We start from the raw sequence: 18348 nt of genomic DNA, 5'->3' as shown, positions 1-18348 counted from the left end.
ACAATTCGTGATAACTCAGGCCCCGGAAAACCCGCACAATGCGCTCATTGCGCCGAAGGATTGAGCTTGATGGAACAGACCAAACGCGTCCTCGTGGTCGAGGACGACCTGCATATCGCCGACCTTATCTGCCTGCATCTTCGCGATGAGCAGTTCGAGGTGGTGCACTGCGCCGACGGCGATGAAGGCATGCGACTGCTGCAGCAAGGAAGCTGGGACGCACTGATCCTCGACCTGATGCTGCCCGGCGTCGACGGCCTGGAAATCTGCCGCCGCGCCCGCGCCATGGCCCGCTACACACCGATCATCATTACCAGTGCGCGCTCCAGCGAAGTGCACCGGATTCTCGGGCTAGAACTCGGCGCCGACGATTACCTGGCCAAACCCTTTTCGATGCTCGAACTGGTGGCCCGGGTCAAAGCGCTGTTGCGACGGGTCGACGCCATGGCCCGCAACCTGAAAATGGACGCCGGCAGCCTGATCACGGACGGCCTCGCCATCGACCCGATCACGCGCGATGTATCCCTTGACGGTCGCCGCCTCGACCTCACCCCACGGGAGTTCGACCTGTTGTATTTCTTCGCCCGTCAGCCCGGCAAAGTGTTCTCGCGCATGGACCTGCTCAACGCCGTCTGGGGCTACAGCCATGAAGGCTACGAGCACACGGTCAACACTCACATCAACCGCCTGCGGGCAAAGATCGAAGCCGATCCGGCGCAACCGGCGCGCATCCTCACGGTGTGGGGACGCGGCTACAAGTTCGCGGCCAGGGAGGAGCAACCGTGAGACTGACCCTGACTCAGCGCCTGTCGCTGGTGTTCGCCGTGTTGCTGCTGGTGTGCTGCGGCACGTCGGCCTGGATGCAGGTGCGGTCCAACAAGATGCATGAGCTGGAAGTGGTGCAAGGGTTGTCGCGGGATCTGGCCCGGCACATCGCCCATGACACCGTGCTGATGGACGCCAAAGGGCTGATGCCCGACGCCGTGCGCGACCTGTTTAGCCAACTGATGCTGGTCAACCCCAGTGTCGAGGTCTATCTGCTCGACCCCGAGGGCCGGATTGTCGGCAGTGCTGCACCCGAGGGTCGGATACGCCGGGAGCGGGTCGATCTGGCGCCGATCCAGCGTCTGCTCAAGGGCGATGCCCTGCCGGTTCTTGGCGACGATCCGCGCAGCGTCGATGGCCGCAAAGTGTTCAGCGCCGCGCCATTGCAGGTCAATGGCAAACAGGTGGGCTATCTCTATGTGGTGCTGTTGAGCGAAGAGCACGACCGCTTCGCCGAACGCGGCGCCACCAGCGCCGCCCTGAATACCGCGCTGTTGTCCATCGGGCTGGTGGCGTTGCTATGCCTGATTGCCGGTCTCACCGCATTCGCCCTCATCACCCGACCTTTGCGCCGTTTGACCGAAACCGTCAGCCGGTTCGACATTGATGGTGCTCCGGTAACGCCGCCTGCATCCGTCCCGGTGGAAAAAGCCGCCAGCCACGATGAAATTGCCATACTCGACGCGACCTTCCGGCAGATGCAGGCGCGCCTCGGTGAGCAATGGCGTTCATTGACCCGCCAGGATCAGGAACGCCGCGAACTGGTGGCCAACATCTCCCACGACCTGCGCACGCCTCTGGCCTCGCTGCACGGTTACCTGGAAACCTTGTCGCTCAAGGACGCCACGTTGTCACCCGCCGACCGCCGCCGTTACCTGGGCATCGCGCTGGATCAAAGCCGCAAGGTCGGTGGTCTGGCGCAATCGCTGCTGGAACTGGTGCGCCTGGAACATGGTTTCGTGCAACCGGTGCTGGAGCGTTTCTCGCTGACCGATCTGGTGCAGGACATTTTCCAAAAGTTCGAACTGACAGCCGAGGCGCGCCAGGTCGAACTGAAGGCCACTTTCGCACCCAATGTTTCGGCGGCCTGCGCCGACCTTGGATTGATCGAGCGGGTGCTCACCAACCTGTTCGACAACGCCCTGCGCCACACCCCGCAAGGAGGAGAAATCGAGCTCAGCCTGCGCCCTCAAGGACCGTTTATCGAAGTCACCGTCAGCGACACCGGCCCCGGCATTGCCGCCGAACTGCGCGAAGGTCTGTTCCTGCGCCCATTCAACATTGGCGGCGCACGGCGTGATGGCGGACTGGGGTTGCGGATCGTGCACCGGATCCTGCAATTGCACGGCCGCGAGATCCAGCTGATTGATGTTCCCGGTCGCGGCGCGACCTTCCGCTTTTCGTTGCCGGTGGATCAGCAAACGGCTGAGCAATTGGCGGTTCGGTCGATGAATCTGAATTCGCTGGGGAAATAGTCGACTGCCTGGGCCACAGTAACGGCTAATATCCTGGCACCCATTTCGGCAAGGACGCTGCGCGATGCTCAACACCCTGCAAAACACCCCATTGTGGGTTTACGCGATATTTCTGCTGCTGTGCTACTACGGCATCAAAGCCCTGTCCCCGACCCGTGAAAGCAAAACTTCATTGCTCGTCACAGCGCCGATCTTGCTGGGCTGGTCCCTGTATTCGCTGAATCTGACGCTGAATCCGCAGCTATCAGTCAGTTGCTGGTTGGCCGCCGTCATCCTGGGCAGCCTTGCGGCGTTGCTGATTTTCCCACGCAAGGGCATTGAGCTGGATGATCCGCAAACCGGACTGATCGTGCCGGGCACAGCAAAAACCCTGGTGCTGTATCTGCTGTTTTTTGCGGTGAACTATTACTTCGGCTACCAGGATGACGTTCACCCGGAAATGGCCGCCACCCTTGAGATGTTGCTGCTCAAGGCGTCGGCTTCCGGGTTTGTCTGTGGACTGATCAGCGGTCGGGCATTGAAACTTTATCGGCTGCTGCTGACACTTCAGGCAAAACGCCCCCATATAGCCACCGGTTAAAAGTCGCTGTACCAAAAATGATGACCAGCCGCCTGTTCATCCGTGACAACGCCGCCTCGGTCCAATAGATTAGGCGGCCTGAAAAGGCCCTGTGCTTTCTCGCCTCAATCCAAGTTAAAAGAAGTAGTGAAATTTCAATGTCCGATTCCAATACCGCTGAATCCGTAGTCACCTTGTCGTCCAAAGCGGAATACGAAAACTCCATCAATCTTTCACAGCACGTGTCCCAGGCCAAGACCATCAGCGAGATGGTCCTGGACGCTTTCCAGTCCACCCGGGAAAGCGACCAGATCCGCGAGCTGCGCGCCGCGATTCGCCAGGCTCACGACAGCTTCGACGACGATAAAGCCTACGAATTGATGGGCGAACTCAAGCAGCTCAAGGACGCCGAGGCTGCCGACATTGCGGCTCTGGAAGACTTGAGCAGCAAATTCCCGATCAGCCGGATTCTCTCCAGCTTCAAGGACGACCCGGCATTTCAGGAATTGGTCTATGGCCTCGCACTGAAAGTGCTGAACCAGACCCACCAGGCCATCAGCAACCCAAGCAGTGGCAAAAGCAAGGCGGCTCGCGCCAAGAAAGATGTCGAAGTGTTCACCATCAGCAAAGACGGCATCAGCGTGACGTTGCCGCTGCGCACCCCGCGTTCGCGACTGAACGTTGACCGTGAAGCACTGGAGTTCCTGGGCTTCACCTTCGTCGGCGAAGGCGAAGAAGCGGAGCTGGAAAGCGAGACGTTCCTGGACAATGCCGGGGCCGAACAAGCGGTTAACCGCAAGAACATCATCACCGCGCTTCAGCAGCAAACCGCGTTCGATGGCTACAGCATCGCCGCGCAGTAACACGATCCATCAGCGGCGCTTCGGGCGCCACTGACCCAAGAGCCCCGCCCTAGAGCGGGGCTTTTTATTGCCCGTGATTTTATACAACCCACAATTTCCCTTCCTGTCGTCGTCGCCCGCACCGCGACAGTTGCAAAGTGCCACCCCGTTCGGCAATCAATGCCCAAAAGGCACTCATGCCACGGTGATTCGGCGCCAGAAAAATACTTTTCCTTAACCCTTCAGCACCACGGGTCCGCCTGCAGGGAGCGCCAACTCACTTTCCAGCCCAAGACTTCAGTGGTGCGATTGCTGAGGTCATCATGAACACAACTCCCCTTTACCGTCAGTTGGCCAACCACTACCTTGACGCGATCCGCTGCGGCACCTTGAAAACCGGTGAACGATTCCCCTCCATTCGGCTGATGATGGAAAAACACGCTGTCAGTCTGTCGACCGCCGTGCAGGTTTGCCGGGAACTCGAGGACTGTGGCGTGCTGGAAGCCCGGCCGCGCTCCGGCAATTACATTCGCCAGCCCGATACGTTGCGCAAACCCGTCCCGATCGCGCCTCCCCCGCCTCTGGACACCGGCGTCTACGTCGGCATTCACGAGCAGGTATCATCGGTCCTCATGGCCAGTCAGCGCGCGACGATCAAGGTCAATTTCGCCAGTGCCTTCTGCGCGCCGGAACTCTATCCGCTGAAGATCCTGCAAGATCATATGATCAAGGCGCTGCGTCACGATCCGCACTTGCTCGGCGCGGCGGGTTCCACCTGCGGCAACAGCACATTGCGCAGTATTCTTGCGCGACGGGCACTGACCGCAAAGGCCAACCTGCCAGCGGAAAAGATTGTGATCACCAACGGCGCGACCGAAGCGATCAACCTGGCCTTGCGCGCGGTCACCCAACCCGGCGACACCGTGGCTGTGGAGTCGCCGACCTTTTACGGCTTGCTGCAAATTCTTGAAAGCTTGAATCTACGGGTACTGGAAGTTCCGGCGACTGCGCACGCCGGCATCAATCTGTTCGCCCTCGAACAATTGCTACAAGGCCCCGAACGGATTCAGGCGCTGATCGTCATTCCCAATCTGCAAAATCCACTAGGCAGCATCATGCCCGACGCCAACAAGGCGCGGCTGGTGCAGCTGTGTGCCGAGCACGCCACGGTGCTGATCGAAGACGACACCTATGGCGATCTGGTGGATACCGAGCAGCCGCTGTCCACACTCAAGCACTGGGACCGCACCGACAACGTGATCTATTGCGCCTCCCTGAACAAAACCCTGGCACCGGGCATACGCCTGGGCTGGATCAGCGCGGGGAAATGGCACGACCGCGTGGAAATGCTCAAACACACTCAGTCCCGGGGATGTGAGGCGTTGTCGCAACTGGCGGTCAGTGCGTTCATGAAGACACCGTCCTACGAACGTTACCTGCGCCGTTTGAGGAAAATCCTGACTCAACAACGCCAGCAAATGAGCGCAGCGATCATTCGCTACTTTCCCACCGGCACCTGCGTGACCACCCCTCGGGGCGGTACGTTGTTATGGATTGAACTGCCGCGTCAGCATTCGTCCATGGCGTTTTTCCATGAGGCATTGAAGGCCGGCATCCAGATTGCGCCTGGGGATATCTTTTCCAACGCCCAGCGTTTCAATCACTTTGTGCGCATTGGTTGCGGTGCGCCGTATTCATCGCGGATAGATGAAGCGCTGGCGACCCTCGGGCAACTCCTCAAAAACCAGGTGTAGGAGCAAGGCTTGCCCGCGATGGCGGTGTGTCAGACACATAAATGCTGGATGTGCCGCCGCCATCGCGGGCAAGCCTTGCTCCTACAGGGTTGAAGGTGTTCTTCAGATCGGGGGTTGGTGCAGGCAGATGATGTGCGGATCGTTATTCCAATGCGGGAAACGTTCAGCAATCAGCGGATCATGACCGGGGATGACGTGATCTTCGCCGTCGGCAAGGCTGTCGATCAAGCTGAACGCCTCAAGCGTCTGCGCCAGATCATCCAGAATCGGAAACGGACTGCGCTGACGGATGTTCGCCCACAAGTGCGCCGCATCCGAGGCCAGAACAATCCACCCACGCTCAGTGTTCACCCGCACCACTTGGCTACCCGGTGTATGCCCGCCTACCGGGTGCAACGTCACACCGGGAATCACCTCGACCGTGCCGGTGTGCAAACGCATTCGGCCTTCAAACAGCGGTGGAAGCGCCGACATCACGTCGTCGACCTCGTAGGTTTTGTTCACCGTGCGATGGGCCATTTTCGGCCCGGTGCAGAAGCGCAGTTCCGCTTCTTGCAAATGCACTGTGGCCTTGGGGAAAAGCCCCAGGTTGCCGGCGTGGTCCCAGTGCAAATGGGTGAGGATCAGGTTGTCGACCTGCGCCGGATCAATATCCAGTTGGCGTAGTGATTCTTCCGGCAGGCGATACATCTGACGATTGCGCCGATCCGCCGTGGCCGGTTGGAAACAGGTGTCGACCACGATCACTTGCTGCTCGTTACGAATGACCCAGAAGTAATAATCCAATGGCATCGACGCATTCGGATCACCGCAGCAAGCGTCGTAGAGAAAGTTCTCCCGGGCGGTGCGCTGGGCATTGGCGCCGACACGGATCGCGAATACTTCGTACACAGGAACGGACATATTCACCTCCTGGTTCAGGCCGCTACGGTGGCTTTGAGGGTCGGGCGGAAGTCGAAATCGATCTCGTCGCTGATGCCCAGATCCTGGGCCAGACGATGCAGGCCACTGTAGTCACGCATGATCGTGGCGTTCTTGTTGCTCTCCCGGGTGTCGGCGATGATCAGCGCCGCGTCCTCGACCCCAAGCTGCGTCAGAATCGCTTCCCACATCGAGTAGTCCTGGGCAATAAAGGCACTCAGCGCCACCGACAATGTGCGAGCGAAAAACGCCCGCTGGGTAGGCTGCATGTTCGTGTACATGACCTTCGCCACTTCAGCGAGAATCTTGCTGTGGGCATATTCGTCGCGGTTATGCAGTTCGGCCACGCGGCGGTTTTGCGGTTGAATGCTCTGGTCGTCGGCCAGCAAATCCAGGTAGGCATTGACGCTGATCTCAGCCACCACCGCAAAAGTGATCGCCGCCAGGTCGCGCTTCCACTGCTCCGGCAGTTCCTCACGCAGGGCGATCAGCCGCAGATAGGTGACTGACGGCGGCAAATCCAGATCCTGATCGAGCGCCCTCTCCAGCTTGGTCCGTTCGATGGCCCGCAGGTGCATGAGCGTGTGGTAGTGCTCGTCGATCAACGTCTGCTGCATGGCCTCGCGAAAATGCCAGTCATCCTTGCCCAGGTATTGATTGGCTATGACGCTCAACGCCGGGTTCACTACGTGCTCTTCGGCGGTCACCGTACGCAGGTTGTAGCCGATCCAGCCCCAGGTCACCACGGTGCTCTTGAGTTCATCGCTCAGGGCCTGGAACTTCGGATGATGGAAAAACGGCACCATGCACTCCGGGTAATCCGGGCGCGCGGGATCGAACGCTTCGCTCGCCTCGGCCTTGTCCGGTGCGCACACCGTGGCTCTTTTGGTCCAGGCCTGATTAAGCCGCACGACCAGTTGATGATCGACCTTGGCGATCTCGATTGCTGTTTGCATGACGCGATACCTGTAGGACGCGTACCCGATGACGGGTACGCCAATAGAATTAAGGGCGACGGATGAATCAGGCCAGCCAATAGCGGGTCAGGTTTCGCGCCGGGTCAGTGTATCGGCTGCGGGCGTGGATCATTCGCCAGTTGTCCCAAATCAGCAGGCATCCGTCGGGAATCAGCACAGGGGTGTTGTGCTCAATGAAATATGCTTCGCCCAGGACTGCAAACCTGGCCAGTGGCGACGAGCTGTTGGCGACTTGCGAGTGCAGCAGCGCTTCCTTGGAAGGGTTCACATCGCCGTAGTGAAACTGGTTGTAGCTGAAGCGGAAAATGTCCCCGTCCTCTGTAGGCGTCAGGATGTATTCCTTGACCCGGCGTTGCGCGGCTTCACCGGGTTTGGCGGTGGCAACGAACTCCACAGGCGTGTCGTCGATCCATTCACGCAGCTCGGGATCGGTGCGCTCGAGGAACGCCAGCAATTCATAACCATCCACCAACCCTGTATGCCCGCCACCACACGTAGCCTGTTGATGACAATGCAACGCCAGGTAGCGCGGCGGCGGTCCGTACACCGGCGCTTCGGTGTGTGGGCCGATGCCGTTCATGCTCTGGGAATACGGCAAGTCTTCGTACCCTGGCTTGCGGGTGATGGCGAACGCGGTCTGCCCGTTGAATTGCGGAATGACCGGACCGAACTCATGCAGCGTGCCGAGTACATCATCGGCGAACTCGTCCGGCGTCAGCACCGTCCAGCCTCGCGCCGACAATTCTTCATGGCGGTGGCCCAGTGAAACGTAAGGTTTAGACGCGACAATCCCTTGATCTGACATGGTGAGATTCCTGGTTGTTTATCAGGCGTTGACGGTTGAGGTGTAGGCGGCAATGAATTCGCGGCAGGCGTTGCCCGGTCGGTAGCGATGTTCATCGATGAGCTGCACGGGTGTGATTTCGGCAGCGGTACCGGTAAGAAAACACTCGTCGAAGTCGCCAAGCTCCGTAGGAATAATGGTTCGCTCGACCACTTGGTAATCCAGCGCCCTGGCCAGTTCGATGACGGTCTGACGGGTAATGCCGTTGAGGAAACAATCCGGCACCGGGGTGTGCAACGTCCGACCTTTGACGAAGAACACGTTGGCGCTGGTGGCTTCGGCAACGTTGCCGCGCCAGTCGAGCATCAAGGCGTCGTGATAGCCGTTGTTTTCAGCATCGTGCTTGCTCAGCGTGGCGATCTGATAATGCCCGGATGCCTTGGCTTCAAACGGGCTGCAGCTCGGTGGCGGACGACGCCACTCGGCGGTCTTCAAGCGAATGCCGGCCATGTGCCCCGCCGGGTCGAAATAGCTCGGCCATTGCCAGCAGGCGATCGCCACGTGGACGCTGTTGAAGCGGGCCGAGGTGGAAATCATTTCACTGCCGCGCCAGGCCACCGGCCGCAGATAACCGTCGACCACGTTGTTGCGTTGCAGCAGTTCATGGCTGGCCGCTTCCAGTTCGGCCAGCTCATAGGGAATGACGAAATCCATCAACTGGGCCGAGCGATACAAACGCTCGCTGTGTTCGCGCAATTTGAAGATCTTACCGTTGTAGACACGCTCCCCTTCATACACCGTGCTCCCGTAGTGCAGACCATGGGTCAGCACATGCAGCCGGGCCTGGGACCACTCGACGAACTCGCCGTCGAGCCAGATGAAACCTTCTCGCTGATCAAACGGGATACCGCTCATGTCCATATCTCCTGATGAATCGTCCTACGCCGTTTCGAGCAGAACCGGTATTAATTCGGGTGCTGCCACAGGCTCTGGCTGAAAGAAGAATGAGCGCTCGCCAAATGCCGGCCGCAACTCATCGAACCAGGTCGCTTGCGGATCGAAGCGCGCGTAGAACGTGCGCAACACCCATTGCGGATCGCGAGCCTGGAGAAACTGCAGCACGAAGACTTTTTCCCCGGCCACGGTTTCGATGCCGTTGATCAATACCTTGCCGTAGAAGGTGCTCATGGACGGGCCGCGAACCGTGCGCGCCAATCCGGACACCGTGCGATACGCCGCCTGAAAGATCTCGAATGCCCGAGCCAGCGGCATCGCGAAGTAATGGCTGGGGCCGGTATCGCGCTCGACAAACATGTAATAAGGCACCGCGCCGAGCCGCACGCCTTCGGTCCAGAGCGCCGCCCAATCAGCGGGGTTCTCGTTGATGTGCCGAATCACCGGCGCCTGCATACGCAACGTCGCGCCGCTGGAGCGAATGCGTTCGATGGCTTGGCGGGCGATGTCCTGACGGATCTCCACCGGGTGGTTGTAGTGCCCCATGATCGACAGATTTTTCCCCGCCGCGACGATCCGCTTAAACAGCTCCAGCAGCTCGGGCGCGTCCTTGTCGCTGACAAACCGCTGCGGCCAATACGCCACGGATTTGGTGCCGATGCGGATGCTTTTCAGGTGGGGCAAGTCCAGCAACGGCTCGATGTAACCGGCCAGCGAACGGGTGTTCATGATCATCGGGTCGCCCCCGGTGATCAGCACATCGGTGACTTCGGTGTGCACCCGCAGGTAACTCACCAACTCCTGGGATTCGCGCGCATTGAACTTGAGTTCTTCTTCCCCGATGAACTGCGCCCAGCGGAAACAGAACGTGCAGTAGGCGTGACAGGTCTGACCGGCACCGGGGAAAAACAGCACGGTTTCGCGGTACTTGTGCTGAATGCCCGGTAGGACTTTTCCGTCGAGGGTCGCGCCGTTGTGGGTCAGTTGCCCCGCCGGATGCGGGTTCATGCGCAACCAGATCGCCTCGATCCGACGCTTGATGGCCACGGCGTCATCCCGTTCGATCAGTTGCTTGAGTGATGCGTACTCGTCCGGCAGCAGCATGTCCTTGTGGGGAAAGGTCATGCGAAAAATCGGATCGTCCGGGATGTTGTTCCAGTCGATCAACGTGCCCAGTACGTATTCATTGGTGCGAAACGGCATGACCCGGGCCACGACGGTCATGGCTTCCTGCAACGCTGGCGTCAGTTTCTGCCAGTACGGCGTGTCTCGAATGGTGCGTGAGTTATAGGGCTTGTATCTTTCCTGTTCCGACATTCCCTGCATGGCAGCGCTCCTGGTGATTGGCTGACAGTTCTTACTGGATGGCCGGCGCTGCGCGCTCTATGTCCATCCATGCCCGAACACTGTCGCGATCCCACTGGCGGCGGACATACGCGGCGAGTCGGGAGGGAACCTCATCACCATTGGCGACCAGTCGGTTGAGCATGATTGCCAGGTCGGTGTCGGCAATGCTCCAGTCACCGAACAGATGCTCGGCGCCCCCCTCCAGCAACCGATCGGCGACAAAAAACAACCGGTCGACGGCGGCCAGGGTATCGTCGGACAGCCGGGTATGTTTTTTGCCGAAATAAATAAGATCCGCTGGGCGTTCTTTGCGAATGACCAGCAAATCGCTGCGCAACCAGGCCTGGAGTTGACGGGCGCGCGCTCGCTGCTTGATGTCCAGCGGCAATAGTCGGTTATGCCCCGGCGCTATTTCTTCCAGGTATTCGGCAATGGCCGAAGATTCCGACAATGCGAAATCCTGGTGAACTAGCGTGGGAATCTTGCAGGTGAGAGACAGATCACGATAACTCGCTTGATAGTTCTCCCGAGCCTTCAAATCCAGCGTGACAAGTTCAAATGAAAGTTGCTTTTCCTTGAGCGCCACAAAAGCCGACATCGCAAAAGCACTGACAAAATCTGCGCCAACATAGAGTTTAAGCTTTGTACTTTCCATAGAACACTCCCTTGCATTAACCACATTAATCCGTTGCCTTGGAAGTGATCGTAGTTAGTTGATCAAGCGCTGAACAGATACAGAAATTATCCGTTTCTATCGATACAGAAAGTTCAAAAACGCAGATCGCCGGGAGGATTTTTCAGGGCCGCAGAAAAGAAAAAGGGAGTCAGCGAACGCTGACTCCCTGGTGTGCAACGAAGGGAAAATGACGGTTGGAGAGTGATCAGGCCTGGCGATCGCCCAGATTGGAGAGCGACGCCATTTGCGGCATGTTGCTCATGTTGAGCATCGCCAGCGGCTCGTCGGCGCTGGTGTTGACGAAGCCGTGCCGGGTCCACGCCGGCACCAGCAGCACATCGCCAGTGCTGACGCTCACTTCATCGGCATCGCCCAAGGTCAACGCGCCACGGCCGGACTGAATGATGAACAGGTGCCACCACGAATGAGCGTGCCCGTTCAACACCGCACCCGGTTTCAACCATTGCATGGACACCGCCATCCCTGGCGTCAACTTGCAACCTTCGATGCTGTTGTCGTGAGCCAGCGCGACAATATCGACATCGCTGGCCTCGAGGCTCTGCCGCATGTCTGTCAGTTCACCGCTCTTCCACACCTGTGCACTGACCGGCGGCTGGTGCAAACTCTGGCGAAAGTCCTTATATGAAAAAAACGCACCTTGAACGTTATTCATTGCGAGTTCCAACTTATGTTGTCGACTTGAATGGCCGAACCTTAGGCCAACCATTCATCGCTGTAAAGCCGAACAACTAACACTTATAACGCTGCCGGCTTCAGCGCAACAATCATGTCAACTTCTATCGCGGCATTTTTCGGTAATTGATAAACACCCACAGTCGTTCGGGTATGTTTACCGGCGTCCCCCAACACATGGCTGAAGACATCCGATGCGCCGTTGGCCACTTCACTGAGATCAACAAAGTCTGCCGTGGATTTCACATAGACCGTGACCCGTATCAGCGACTTTATTTTATCCAGCGAACCGATGGCATCAACGATCAGCGCCAGCCCGCGCATCGCACTGATGCTGGCTGCCGTTTGAGCATCCGTCATGTTCAATTCCAGGCCGACTCTGCCGGGGTACTGGATTTTGCCGTTCATGCGCGGCACCAGACCACTGATGTACAGCTCATCATGATGCCGAACCAGCGGGGCATAATGCCCGCCAGCGGTGTTCTCGCCGTAGATGTCATAGCCGAGCTCTTTTGCCAGGTCGATGAAACGCTCATCACAGCTCTTTTGCTCAATCATTTACCAAACCCTCTGAATCAATCATGCAAAAAAACGCAGGTCCCCACGGTTCAGCAACAGGCCCTCGTCGCCGGGGCCAGGCAGGTGACCTCGACGCGTGACTCGATCGCTTCTGCCAGCCGCAACAGGTTGTCGCTGAGTTGTCCGTAGTCCTTGCTGAACAACACGATGTGGCCGATGAATGAGGTGTTGTCCTTCACCAATGCCGCGACCGAATCACCGAGGCGCTTGGCATACACCGCTTCCACCAGTTCGATGTTGAGTTTGCGGGCCAGCGATTCGATGTCTGGCGTGGCGCGCAAAAGACCGTCAGCCGGCGCCCGGAGCAGACGGATGCCGCAATAACCCCGGGCGACGGGATCCTGGTGTTCGGTCTTGCCTTCCACCGCCCATCTGACCCACCTCTCCCACGGATCGAAATCCACGAACGCCAGACGGGCCAGGTCCCAGATGTGCATGCCGCCGGGGCGCATGTTGGTTTCCACTGCGGAGGTCAGCCCGCCGGAGCGCAGGAACACTTCGTTGTGGTAGGCACCGTTATCCACCGTGACCAACGCCGACATGTGCCGACCCGCGGCCGACAATCGAGCCTGCACGTCGGCCGTCAACGGCGCGGGCACCACCTGCTGGATTTCTGCGCGATAGGCGCCTTCGGTGGTGGTTTTTTCGGTAACCCAGGTGCTGCCAGCCACGTAATCCCAGCTGTATTCCCGGGCGTTCAGGATCAGCTCTTCGAGCACGATGCCGCCTTCGCGATACGGCTTGAGTGCGTGCCAGGCCTCGTCGCATTCGGACGGATGATGGATGACCCGACAACCTCTGCTCGCCCCTTCACAAGCCGGTTTGATAAAGGCTTTGCCGCCCAGTTCGATGACCCTCTGGCGCAGTTCGGGCAAGCTCTCGATGCGTGCGGAAAACACCGGACGGTAATCCTGCGGTGAAGTGCTGGCAGCCGCTTCCAGCTTGCGAAAAACCTGCTTGTCCAGCCCGGCCCTCGCCTCGTCCGGGGTGATGCCGGGCAGGCCGAAATGGGAAGCCAGCGCGGCGCCGAGCAACACGCCACGGTCGGAAAAGGGCAGCACGCCAATCAGCTTCCATCGATCGGCGTTCAAACATCCCACCACCAGTTCGAGGGAGGCCGCTACCGCTTCGGGCGCCAGTGAAGTGCTGCAGACGTGATCGGCCACTTGCTCGTCATCGGGCTGAATCTGATCGACCAGCAGGATGAGTCGGGCGTTATAGAGCGTCTTGCAGAGCTCGCGCAGTTTCTGGATGTCGTGAACCCGATTGCCGTTGTACCCGACCACGACTACGCATGATGTCGTATTCATGAAGCCTCCGACCTGTGAAGTGAATAACGCAACTGCGATGAGTCAGTCGTGCAACGACGCATTGGATTTACGGTTGAGGTAGTACCAGGCCAGGATCCCGCCCGCGCCAATGGCGGCCAGCACCAGTGCGTTGTACGGCGGCGGCACGACCCGCATGATCAGCACCGTCAGACCGGCGCCGACACCGAGGGAGACTTCCTTGACGAACATGTTGTTTTGTTTGACGGAGAAGTAATCGAGGTAGCTGAACGCACATTCGGCGAGGGACAGCAGCGCCACCCAGATCAACGCGCCCACAAGGGTTTCGACGTGAAAAGCGGCCGGAGACGAAAGCACCGCAAAACCGCCGACGATGATCCCGATCACCGCGACCACCTTGAAGCGCCCGGTGCGCTCGATCAGTTTCATCATCGGCACCTGAGCGAACACCACTACCGCGCTGTTGAGGATCAGCATCAGGCCATACCAGGCCGGTAACTCACCGGTTTCGAGCAGGATGGCTTGCGGCAGGATCGAGAACACGCCAAACAGTTTGATCCCCATGATGATGCCGGCGATCACCCACGGCAGTTTGTTGCGCCAGCCGCTGCCGTCCTGGGTCACCGGGTGGGCAACGACCGGTTGAGTGGTGAACGTTGCGCCCATGGCGATGGGCAAACACAGCAGCACGAAAGCGGCGGCGCCGAGAAAAAACATGGTTGGGGTCAACAAGGGCGAGAGCAGGATCAACCCCGCCAGCAGGCTGCCCATGTTCATGGCGACCCGGTTGTAGGCCGCGCCCTCTTTGGTCTGGGCGGCTTCGCTCTTGATCAGGTAACCGGCGATGGCAATGCCGTAGGCAAACAATGCAGCGGCAAACATCACCATGCCCTGGTTGCTGGTGACCGCGAGCAACACCAATCCAAGGGCGGCGCACAGCAACGTGACGCTCAGCGAACGCCGGCCCAACACCAACAAGGTCAACGGCAACAGCAACAACAAGGCCCGATAACCGAGGGCGAGGATGCTGTTGGTGGCGGTGTCGAGCCAGACGTTGGCCTTGCCCAGCACGGCAAACAGCGACACGGCCGTGATGATCCGGATTGTGAACAGGCGAATGTTAATCACCGGTTTGGCGATGGCGACCGTTGTTTCTACACTCATGCAATACCTCTGGAACCAAGCGAATGCCGAGGCCACAGGCGCCGACAATCAAGAAAGTCTGTAAGGTGATGGTAGAGAGAGTCGCTTGTTTTCATCAGAGCAAGTTCGTATAGAATCCAACGAACTTTACTGCCGGAGAGACCAGTAAAATGCAGGTTCAGCGCGCAGTGATCGCCGCTATCGAGTTCCAGCAGGGTGTACCGCTGGTTCAGCAGATCGTCGATCAGTTATCGGAGGCAATCAGCCACGGAGGCCTGCCTCACGGCTCCCGGCTGCCGCCGATTCGCGAGCTCTCCGAGATGATGAACGTGGGCAAATCCACCGTGGTGGATGCTCTGGACCGCTTGCGGGCCAAGGGTCTGGTGGTTTCACGCCAGGGCTCGGGGCATTACGTGCACCGTTCCAGCACCCCGATCAAGACCGATGCCGGCCCGGACCTGCAGCCTCAAGACACCCTCAGCGTGGTCCGCCGCGCGGTGCTGCTGGACAACGGCGCGCTGCGCCCTGGTGCGGGTTTCCTGCCGTCCTCGTGGCTACCGGCTGACGAGTTGCTGAAAGCCGTGCGCGGCACATTGCGCGCAACCTCCCTGCGCATGGGCGAATACGGCGTCGCCAGCGGTTACCTGCCACTGCGCGAGGCGTTGCGGGTCAAGCTGTCGGCCTTGGGCATCGAAGTGCCGGTGGACCAGATCATCACCACGGCCAACACCGTGCAGGCCATCGACATGCTGATGCGCCTGCTGGTCAAACCCGGCGACACGGTGCTGCTCGACGATCCGTGTTACTTCACCATGCACACCAATCTGGCCTTGCATGGTGCCAAGGTCATCACCATCCACCGGGGCAGCGACGGTATGGACCTGGAGGCCCTCGAGCAATTGCTGATTGCCCATCGTCCCGTTCTCTACATGACCAACAGCACCCTGCACAACCCGACCGGGCACTCGTTCTCCCCGGCCCAGGTTTATCGCTTGCTGGAATTGAGCCACCGCTATGGTTTCCACATCGTCGAAGACGACTTGTATTGCGACTTGCAGCAGCGAAGCACGCCACGTCTGGCAGCGGGCGGGCTGAACAACGTCAGTTACGTGTCCGGCTTCTCCAAGACGCTGACGGCTAACAGCCGCGTCAGCTACGCGGTGCTTTCACCGCAACTGGCCGCACGGCTGGTTACGCTCAAAATGGCTGCAGGTGGCATGACCTCGGAACTGGCGGAGCAGATTATCTGCACGATGCTCAGTGATGGCAGCTATGCCAAACATACCCGGCGCACGGTGGATCGGCTTTACGAGTCAAGCAGTCGGGTGACGAGTTGGCTGGAGGAGGCAGGTTGCTCGGTGTCTTCGCTGCCGGGGGAAGGGTTGTTTATCTGGACGCGTCTGCCCGAAGGGCTGCATGCCGAAACGCTGGCCCGCAAAGGCCTGGAAATCGACCTTGTACTGGCGCCCGGCACCCTGCTCAGCAAAGCGCCGGACGCTAGCCGCTTCCTGCGTTTCAACGTGGCGCATAGCGATAACAGCCAGGTGCGGGAGCGGTTTTTCCGGTTGCTCGATAGCTGAGTTTTCTCTCGGTCCACCAGAGCACACCCAATAAAAAACCCCGCGCTTCTCTCGAAGGCGGGGTTTTTCTTTACAGCATCCGACGCTTAAGGCGCGTAAGTCAGCAACAGCTCACTCGGCACTTTGAAGTCCAGCGACATCATCACGCTCAACGCGGTAATGGTGAAGATCGAGAACACGAACAGCTTGCGTGCCCAGACCGTGTCATCCACTGCCTTGTAACCGGTCCAGGCCATGTACAACCAGTACATGCCCATGGCCGCGGCGACGGCGAGGTAGCTCATGCCGGCATAGCCGCTGAAGGTCAGCATCAAGGTCGCCACGAGGAACGCCAGGATGTAGAGCAGGATGTGCTTCTTCGCCACTTCAATCCCGCGCTTCACCGGCAACACCGGAATCGATGCAGCCAGGTAATCGTTGAAGCGGAAGATCGCGATGGCGTAGGAATGCGGCATCTGCCACAGGCTGAACATCACCAGCAACGTCAGTGCGGCCATGTCGAAGCTGTTCGTCACAGCGACGTAGCCAATCACCGGCGGCATGGCGCCCGACAGACTGCCCACCAGCGTGCCGTGAACCGACTTGCGCTTGAGGTACAGGCTGTAGAAGCCGACGTAGATGACGAAACCGATCACCGCGAACAACGCGGCCAACGGGTTGGCCACTTTGTACAACAGTGCAACGCCGAAAACACCCAGGACGGTCGCAAACGCCAGGGCCAGTTTCAGGGAGATCAAGCCCTGGACCAGCGCCCGGTTTTTGGTGCGTTCCATCTTCAGGTCGATGTCGCGGTCGATGCAGTTGTTGAACACGCAACCGGAAGCCACCACCAGCGACGTGCCGATCATGGCGGCCAGGAAAATGGCCAGATCGACATGCCCTTTCGAGGCCAGGAAAAATCCGCCCGCCACAGAAAGCACGTTACCGAAAATGATCCCCGGTTTGGTGATTTGGATAAAGTGCTTAAAGGACATCCGGACTTTCCTCAGTGCGCCATCATGTTGGAGTGGATGCTGAACATGATCCACAGCGACAGGCCTACCAACAGGACAATGACCAGTGCAGCGAAGACAAACGCGATCACGTTGTTACGCTGGGCAGCGGAGCGGTCCAGGTGGAGGAAGTACACCAGGTGCACCAGCACCTGGATGACTGCGAAGGCCAGTACGATCCACAGGGTCAAGGCTTTCGGCAGCGATGGGTACATCACCAGGCCGAAAGGAATGACGGTCAGGATCACCGACAGGATGAAACCGATAGCGTAAGACTTGACGCTGCCGTGGCTGGCGTCGTGGCTATCGTGGGAATGAGCGTTAGCCATTTACATAGTCCCCATCAGATAAACAACGGTGAATACGCAGATCCACACCACGTCCAGGAAGTGCCAGAACAGGCTCAGGCAGCTCAGACGGGTCTTGTTGGTCGCCGTCAGGCCGTTTTTCTGCACCTGGTACATCATGATCGCCATCCAGATCAGACCGCTGGTCACGTGCAGACCGTGGGTGCCGACCAGGGTGAAGAACCCGGACAGGAAGCCGCTGCGGCTAGGACCGAAGCCCTCGGAGATCAGCATGTGGAACTCGTTGATCTCCATGCCGATGAAGCCGGCGCCGAACAGGAAGGTCATGCCCAGCCAGCCCAGTACCTGGTTCTTCTTGCCCTTGAACAACGCCAGCATGGCGAAGCCGTAGGTGATCGAACTGAACAGCAGCAGAGCGGTTTCGCCCAGTACGTACGGCAGTTCGAAGATGTCGTGGCCCGACGGGCCACCCGCTACGTTGTTAACCAGTACCGCGTACGCTGCGAAGATCGACGCAAACAGAATGCAGTCGGTCATCAGGTAGAGCCAGAAACCGAATACGGTCATCTCGCCCGAGTCGTGGTGATGGTCGTCGTGCCCATGGTCCGTGCCATGGGCGTGTCCAGCAGTGGTCACTAAGTTCGACATGG

Annotated in this window: 19 protein-coding genes; 6 read left to right on the top strand and 13 right to left on the bottom strand. The window is 59.1% G+C overall.

Annotated features, from left to right (window positions below; all coding sequences use genetic code 11):
* Window positions 1-69: 69 nt before the first annotated feature.
* The 5 genes from PMI27_RS01905 to PMI27_RS01925 all read left to right on the top strand — a co-directional run bounded on the left by PMI27_RS01905 (window position 70) and on the right by PMI27_RS01925 (window position 5455).
* The gene (locus PMI27_RS01905; RefSeq protein WP_008147661.1) at window positions 70-786 is read left to right on the top strand and encodes a response regulator transcription factor; all 717 of its coding nucleotides are present in this window, start codon (window positions 70-72) and stop codon (window positions 784-786) included.
* Window positions 783-2300, top strand: a complete 1518-nt coding sequence (locus PMI27_RS01910) for a sensor histidine kinase (RefSeq protein ID WP_008147659.1) — start codon at window positions 783-785, stop codon at window positions 2298-2300. Before PMI27_RS01905 ends, PMI27_RS01910 begins: the two co-directional genes overlap by 4 nt.
* Before the next feature lie 64 nt (window positions 2301-2364).
* Window positions 2365-2880 carry a hypothetical protein gene (locus tag PMI27_RS01915; RefSeq protein WP_008147656.1) on the top strand — a complete coding sequence of 172 codons (516 nt, stop codon included), beginning with the start codon at window positions 2365-2367 and terminating at the stop codon, window positions 2878-2880.
* 137 nt (window positions 2881-3017) lie between these two features.
* A complete protein-coding gene (locus PMI27_RS01920) occupies window positions 3018-3722 on the top strand; it encodes a hypothetical protein (RefSeq protein WP_008147654.1) in 705 nt (234 codons plus the stop codon).
* A 302-nt stretch (window positions 3723-4024) separates the two neighbouring features.
* Window positions 4025-5455, top strand: coding sequence for an aminotransferase-like domain-containing protein (locus tag PMI27_RS01925; RefSeq protein WP_008147652.1), 1431 nt, complete (start codon window positions 4025-4027; stop codon window positions 5453-5455).
* A gap of 102 nt (window positions 5456-5557) precedes the next feature.
* On the opposite strand, the gene PMI27_RS01930 is transcribed toward PMI27_RS01925, so the two are convergent.
* From PMI27_RS01930 to PMI27_RS01975, 10 genes are all read right to left on the bottom strand, one after another.
* Window positions 5558-6358, bottom strand: coding sequence for an N-acyl homoserine lactonase family protein (locus PMI27_RS01930; protein ID WP_008147651.1), 801 nt, complete (start codon window positions 6356-6358; stop codon window positions 5558-5560).
* Window positions 6359-6372: 14 nt separating this feature from the next.
* Window positions 6373-7332, bottom strand: coding sequence for a diiron oxygenase (locus tag PMI27_RS01935; protein ID WP_008147649.1), 960 nt, complete (start codon window positions 7330-7332; stop codon window positions 6373-6375).
* 67 nt (window positions 7333-7399) lie between these two features.
* Window positions 7400-8158, bottom strand: a complete 759-nt coding sequence (locus tag PMI27_RS01940; RefSeq protein ID WP_008147647.1) for a TauD/TfdA family dioxygenase — start codon at window positions 8156-8158, stop codon at window positions 7400-7402.
* Window positions 8159-8179: 21 nt separating this feature from the next.
* Window positions 8180-9052: a branched-chain amino acid aminotransferase gene (locus tag PMI27_RS01945; protein ID WP_008147645.1), complete on the bottom strand. Its 873-nt coding sequence runs from the start codon at window positions 9050-9052 to the stop codon at window positions 8180-8182.
* A gap of 24 nt (window positions 9053-9076) precedes the next feature.
* A complete protein-coding gene (locus PMI27_RS01950; RefSeq protein ID WP_008147643.1) occupies window positions 9077-10417 on the bottom strand; it encodes a KamA family radical SAM protein in 1341 nt (446 codons plus the stop codon).
* A 31-nt stretch (window positions 10418-10448) separates the two neighbouring features.
* Entirely contained in the window at window positions 10449-11093 is a 645-nt protein-coding gene (yfcF, locus tag PMI27_RS01955; RefSeq protein WP_008147641.1) for a glutathione transferase, read from the bottom strand.
* A 226-nt stretch (window positions 11094-11319) separates the two neighbouring features.
* Window positions 11320-11787, bottom strand: a complete 468-nt coding sequence (locus tag PMI27_RS01960) for a cupin domain-containing protein (protein ID WP_008147639.1) — start codon at window positions 11785-11787, stop codon at window positions 11320-11322.
* 83 nt (window positions 11788-11870) lie between these two features.
* Window positions 11871-12365, bottom strand: a complete 495-nt coding sequence (locus PMI27_RS01965; RefSeq protein ID WP_008147638.1) for a RidA family protein — start codon at window positions 12363-12365, stop codon at window positions 11871-11873.
* 50 nt (window positions 12366-12415) lie between these two features.
* A complete protein-coding gene (locus PMI27_RS01970; protein WP_008147636.1) occupies window positions 12416-13696 on the bottom strand; it encodes a hypothetical protein in 1281 nt (426 codons plus the stop codon).
* Window positions 13697-13738: 42 nt separating this feature from the next.
* Window positions 13739-14839 carry a hypothetical protein gene (locus PMI27_RS01975; RefSeq protein ID WP_008147635.1) on the bottom strand — a complete coding sequence of 367 codons (1101 nt, stop codon included), beginning with the start codon at window positions 14837-14839 and terminating at the stop codon, window positions 13739-13741.
* Between the two features lie 149 nt (window positions 14840-14988).
* On the opposite strand from PMI27_RS01975, the gene PMI27_RS01980 reads away from it, so the two are divergent.
* A complete protein-coding gene (locus PMI27_RS01980; protein ID WP_008147633.1) occupies window positions 14989-16398 on the top strand; it encodes an aminotransferase-like domain-containing protein in 1410 nt (469 codons plus the stop codon).
* An 86-nt stretch (window positions 16399-16484) separates the two neighbouring features.
* Here PMI27_RS01980 and cyoE read toward each other — a convergent pair whose 3' ends face one another.
* Genes cyoE through PMI27_RS01995 form a run of 3 tightly spaced genes read right to left on the bottom strand, consistent with a single transcriptional unit; the run spans window position 16485 to window position 18346 of the window.
* A complete protein-coding gene (gene cyoE / locus PMI27_RS01985) occupies window positions 16485-17372 on the bottom strand; it encodes a heme o synthase (protein ID WP_008147631.1) in 888 nt (295 codons plus the stop codon).
* Window positions 17373-17383: 11 nt separating this feature from the next.
* A complete protein-coding gene (cyoD, locus tag PMI27_RS01990) occupies window positions 17384-17719 on the bottom strand; it encodes a cytochrome o ubiquinol oxidase subunit IV (protein ID WP_008147629.1) in 336 nt (111 codons plus the stop codon).
* Window positions 17720-18346, bottom strand: a complete 627-nt coding sequence (locus PMI27_RS01995; RefSeq protein WP_008147627.1) for a cytochrome o ubiquinol oxidase subunit III — start codon at window positions 18344-18346, stop codon at window positions 17720-17722.
* Window positions 18347-18348 lie beyond the last annotated feature (2 nt).

The organism is Pseudomonas sp. GM41(2012), from assembly GCF_000282315.2.
In the GTDB taxonomy this organism is placed as follows: Bacteria; Pseudomonadota; Gammaproteobacteria; order Pseudomonadales; family Pseudomonadaceae; genus Aquipseudomonas.
This window is presented reverse-complemented; position numbering and strand designations above follow the sequence as displayed.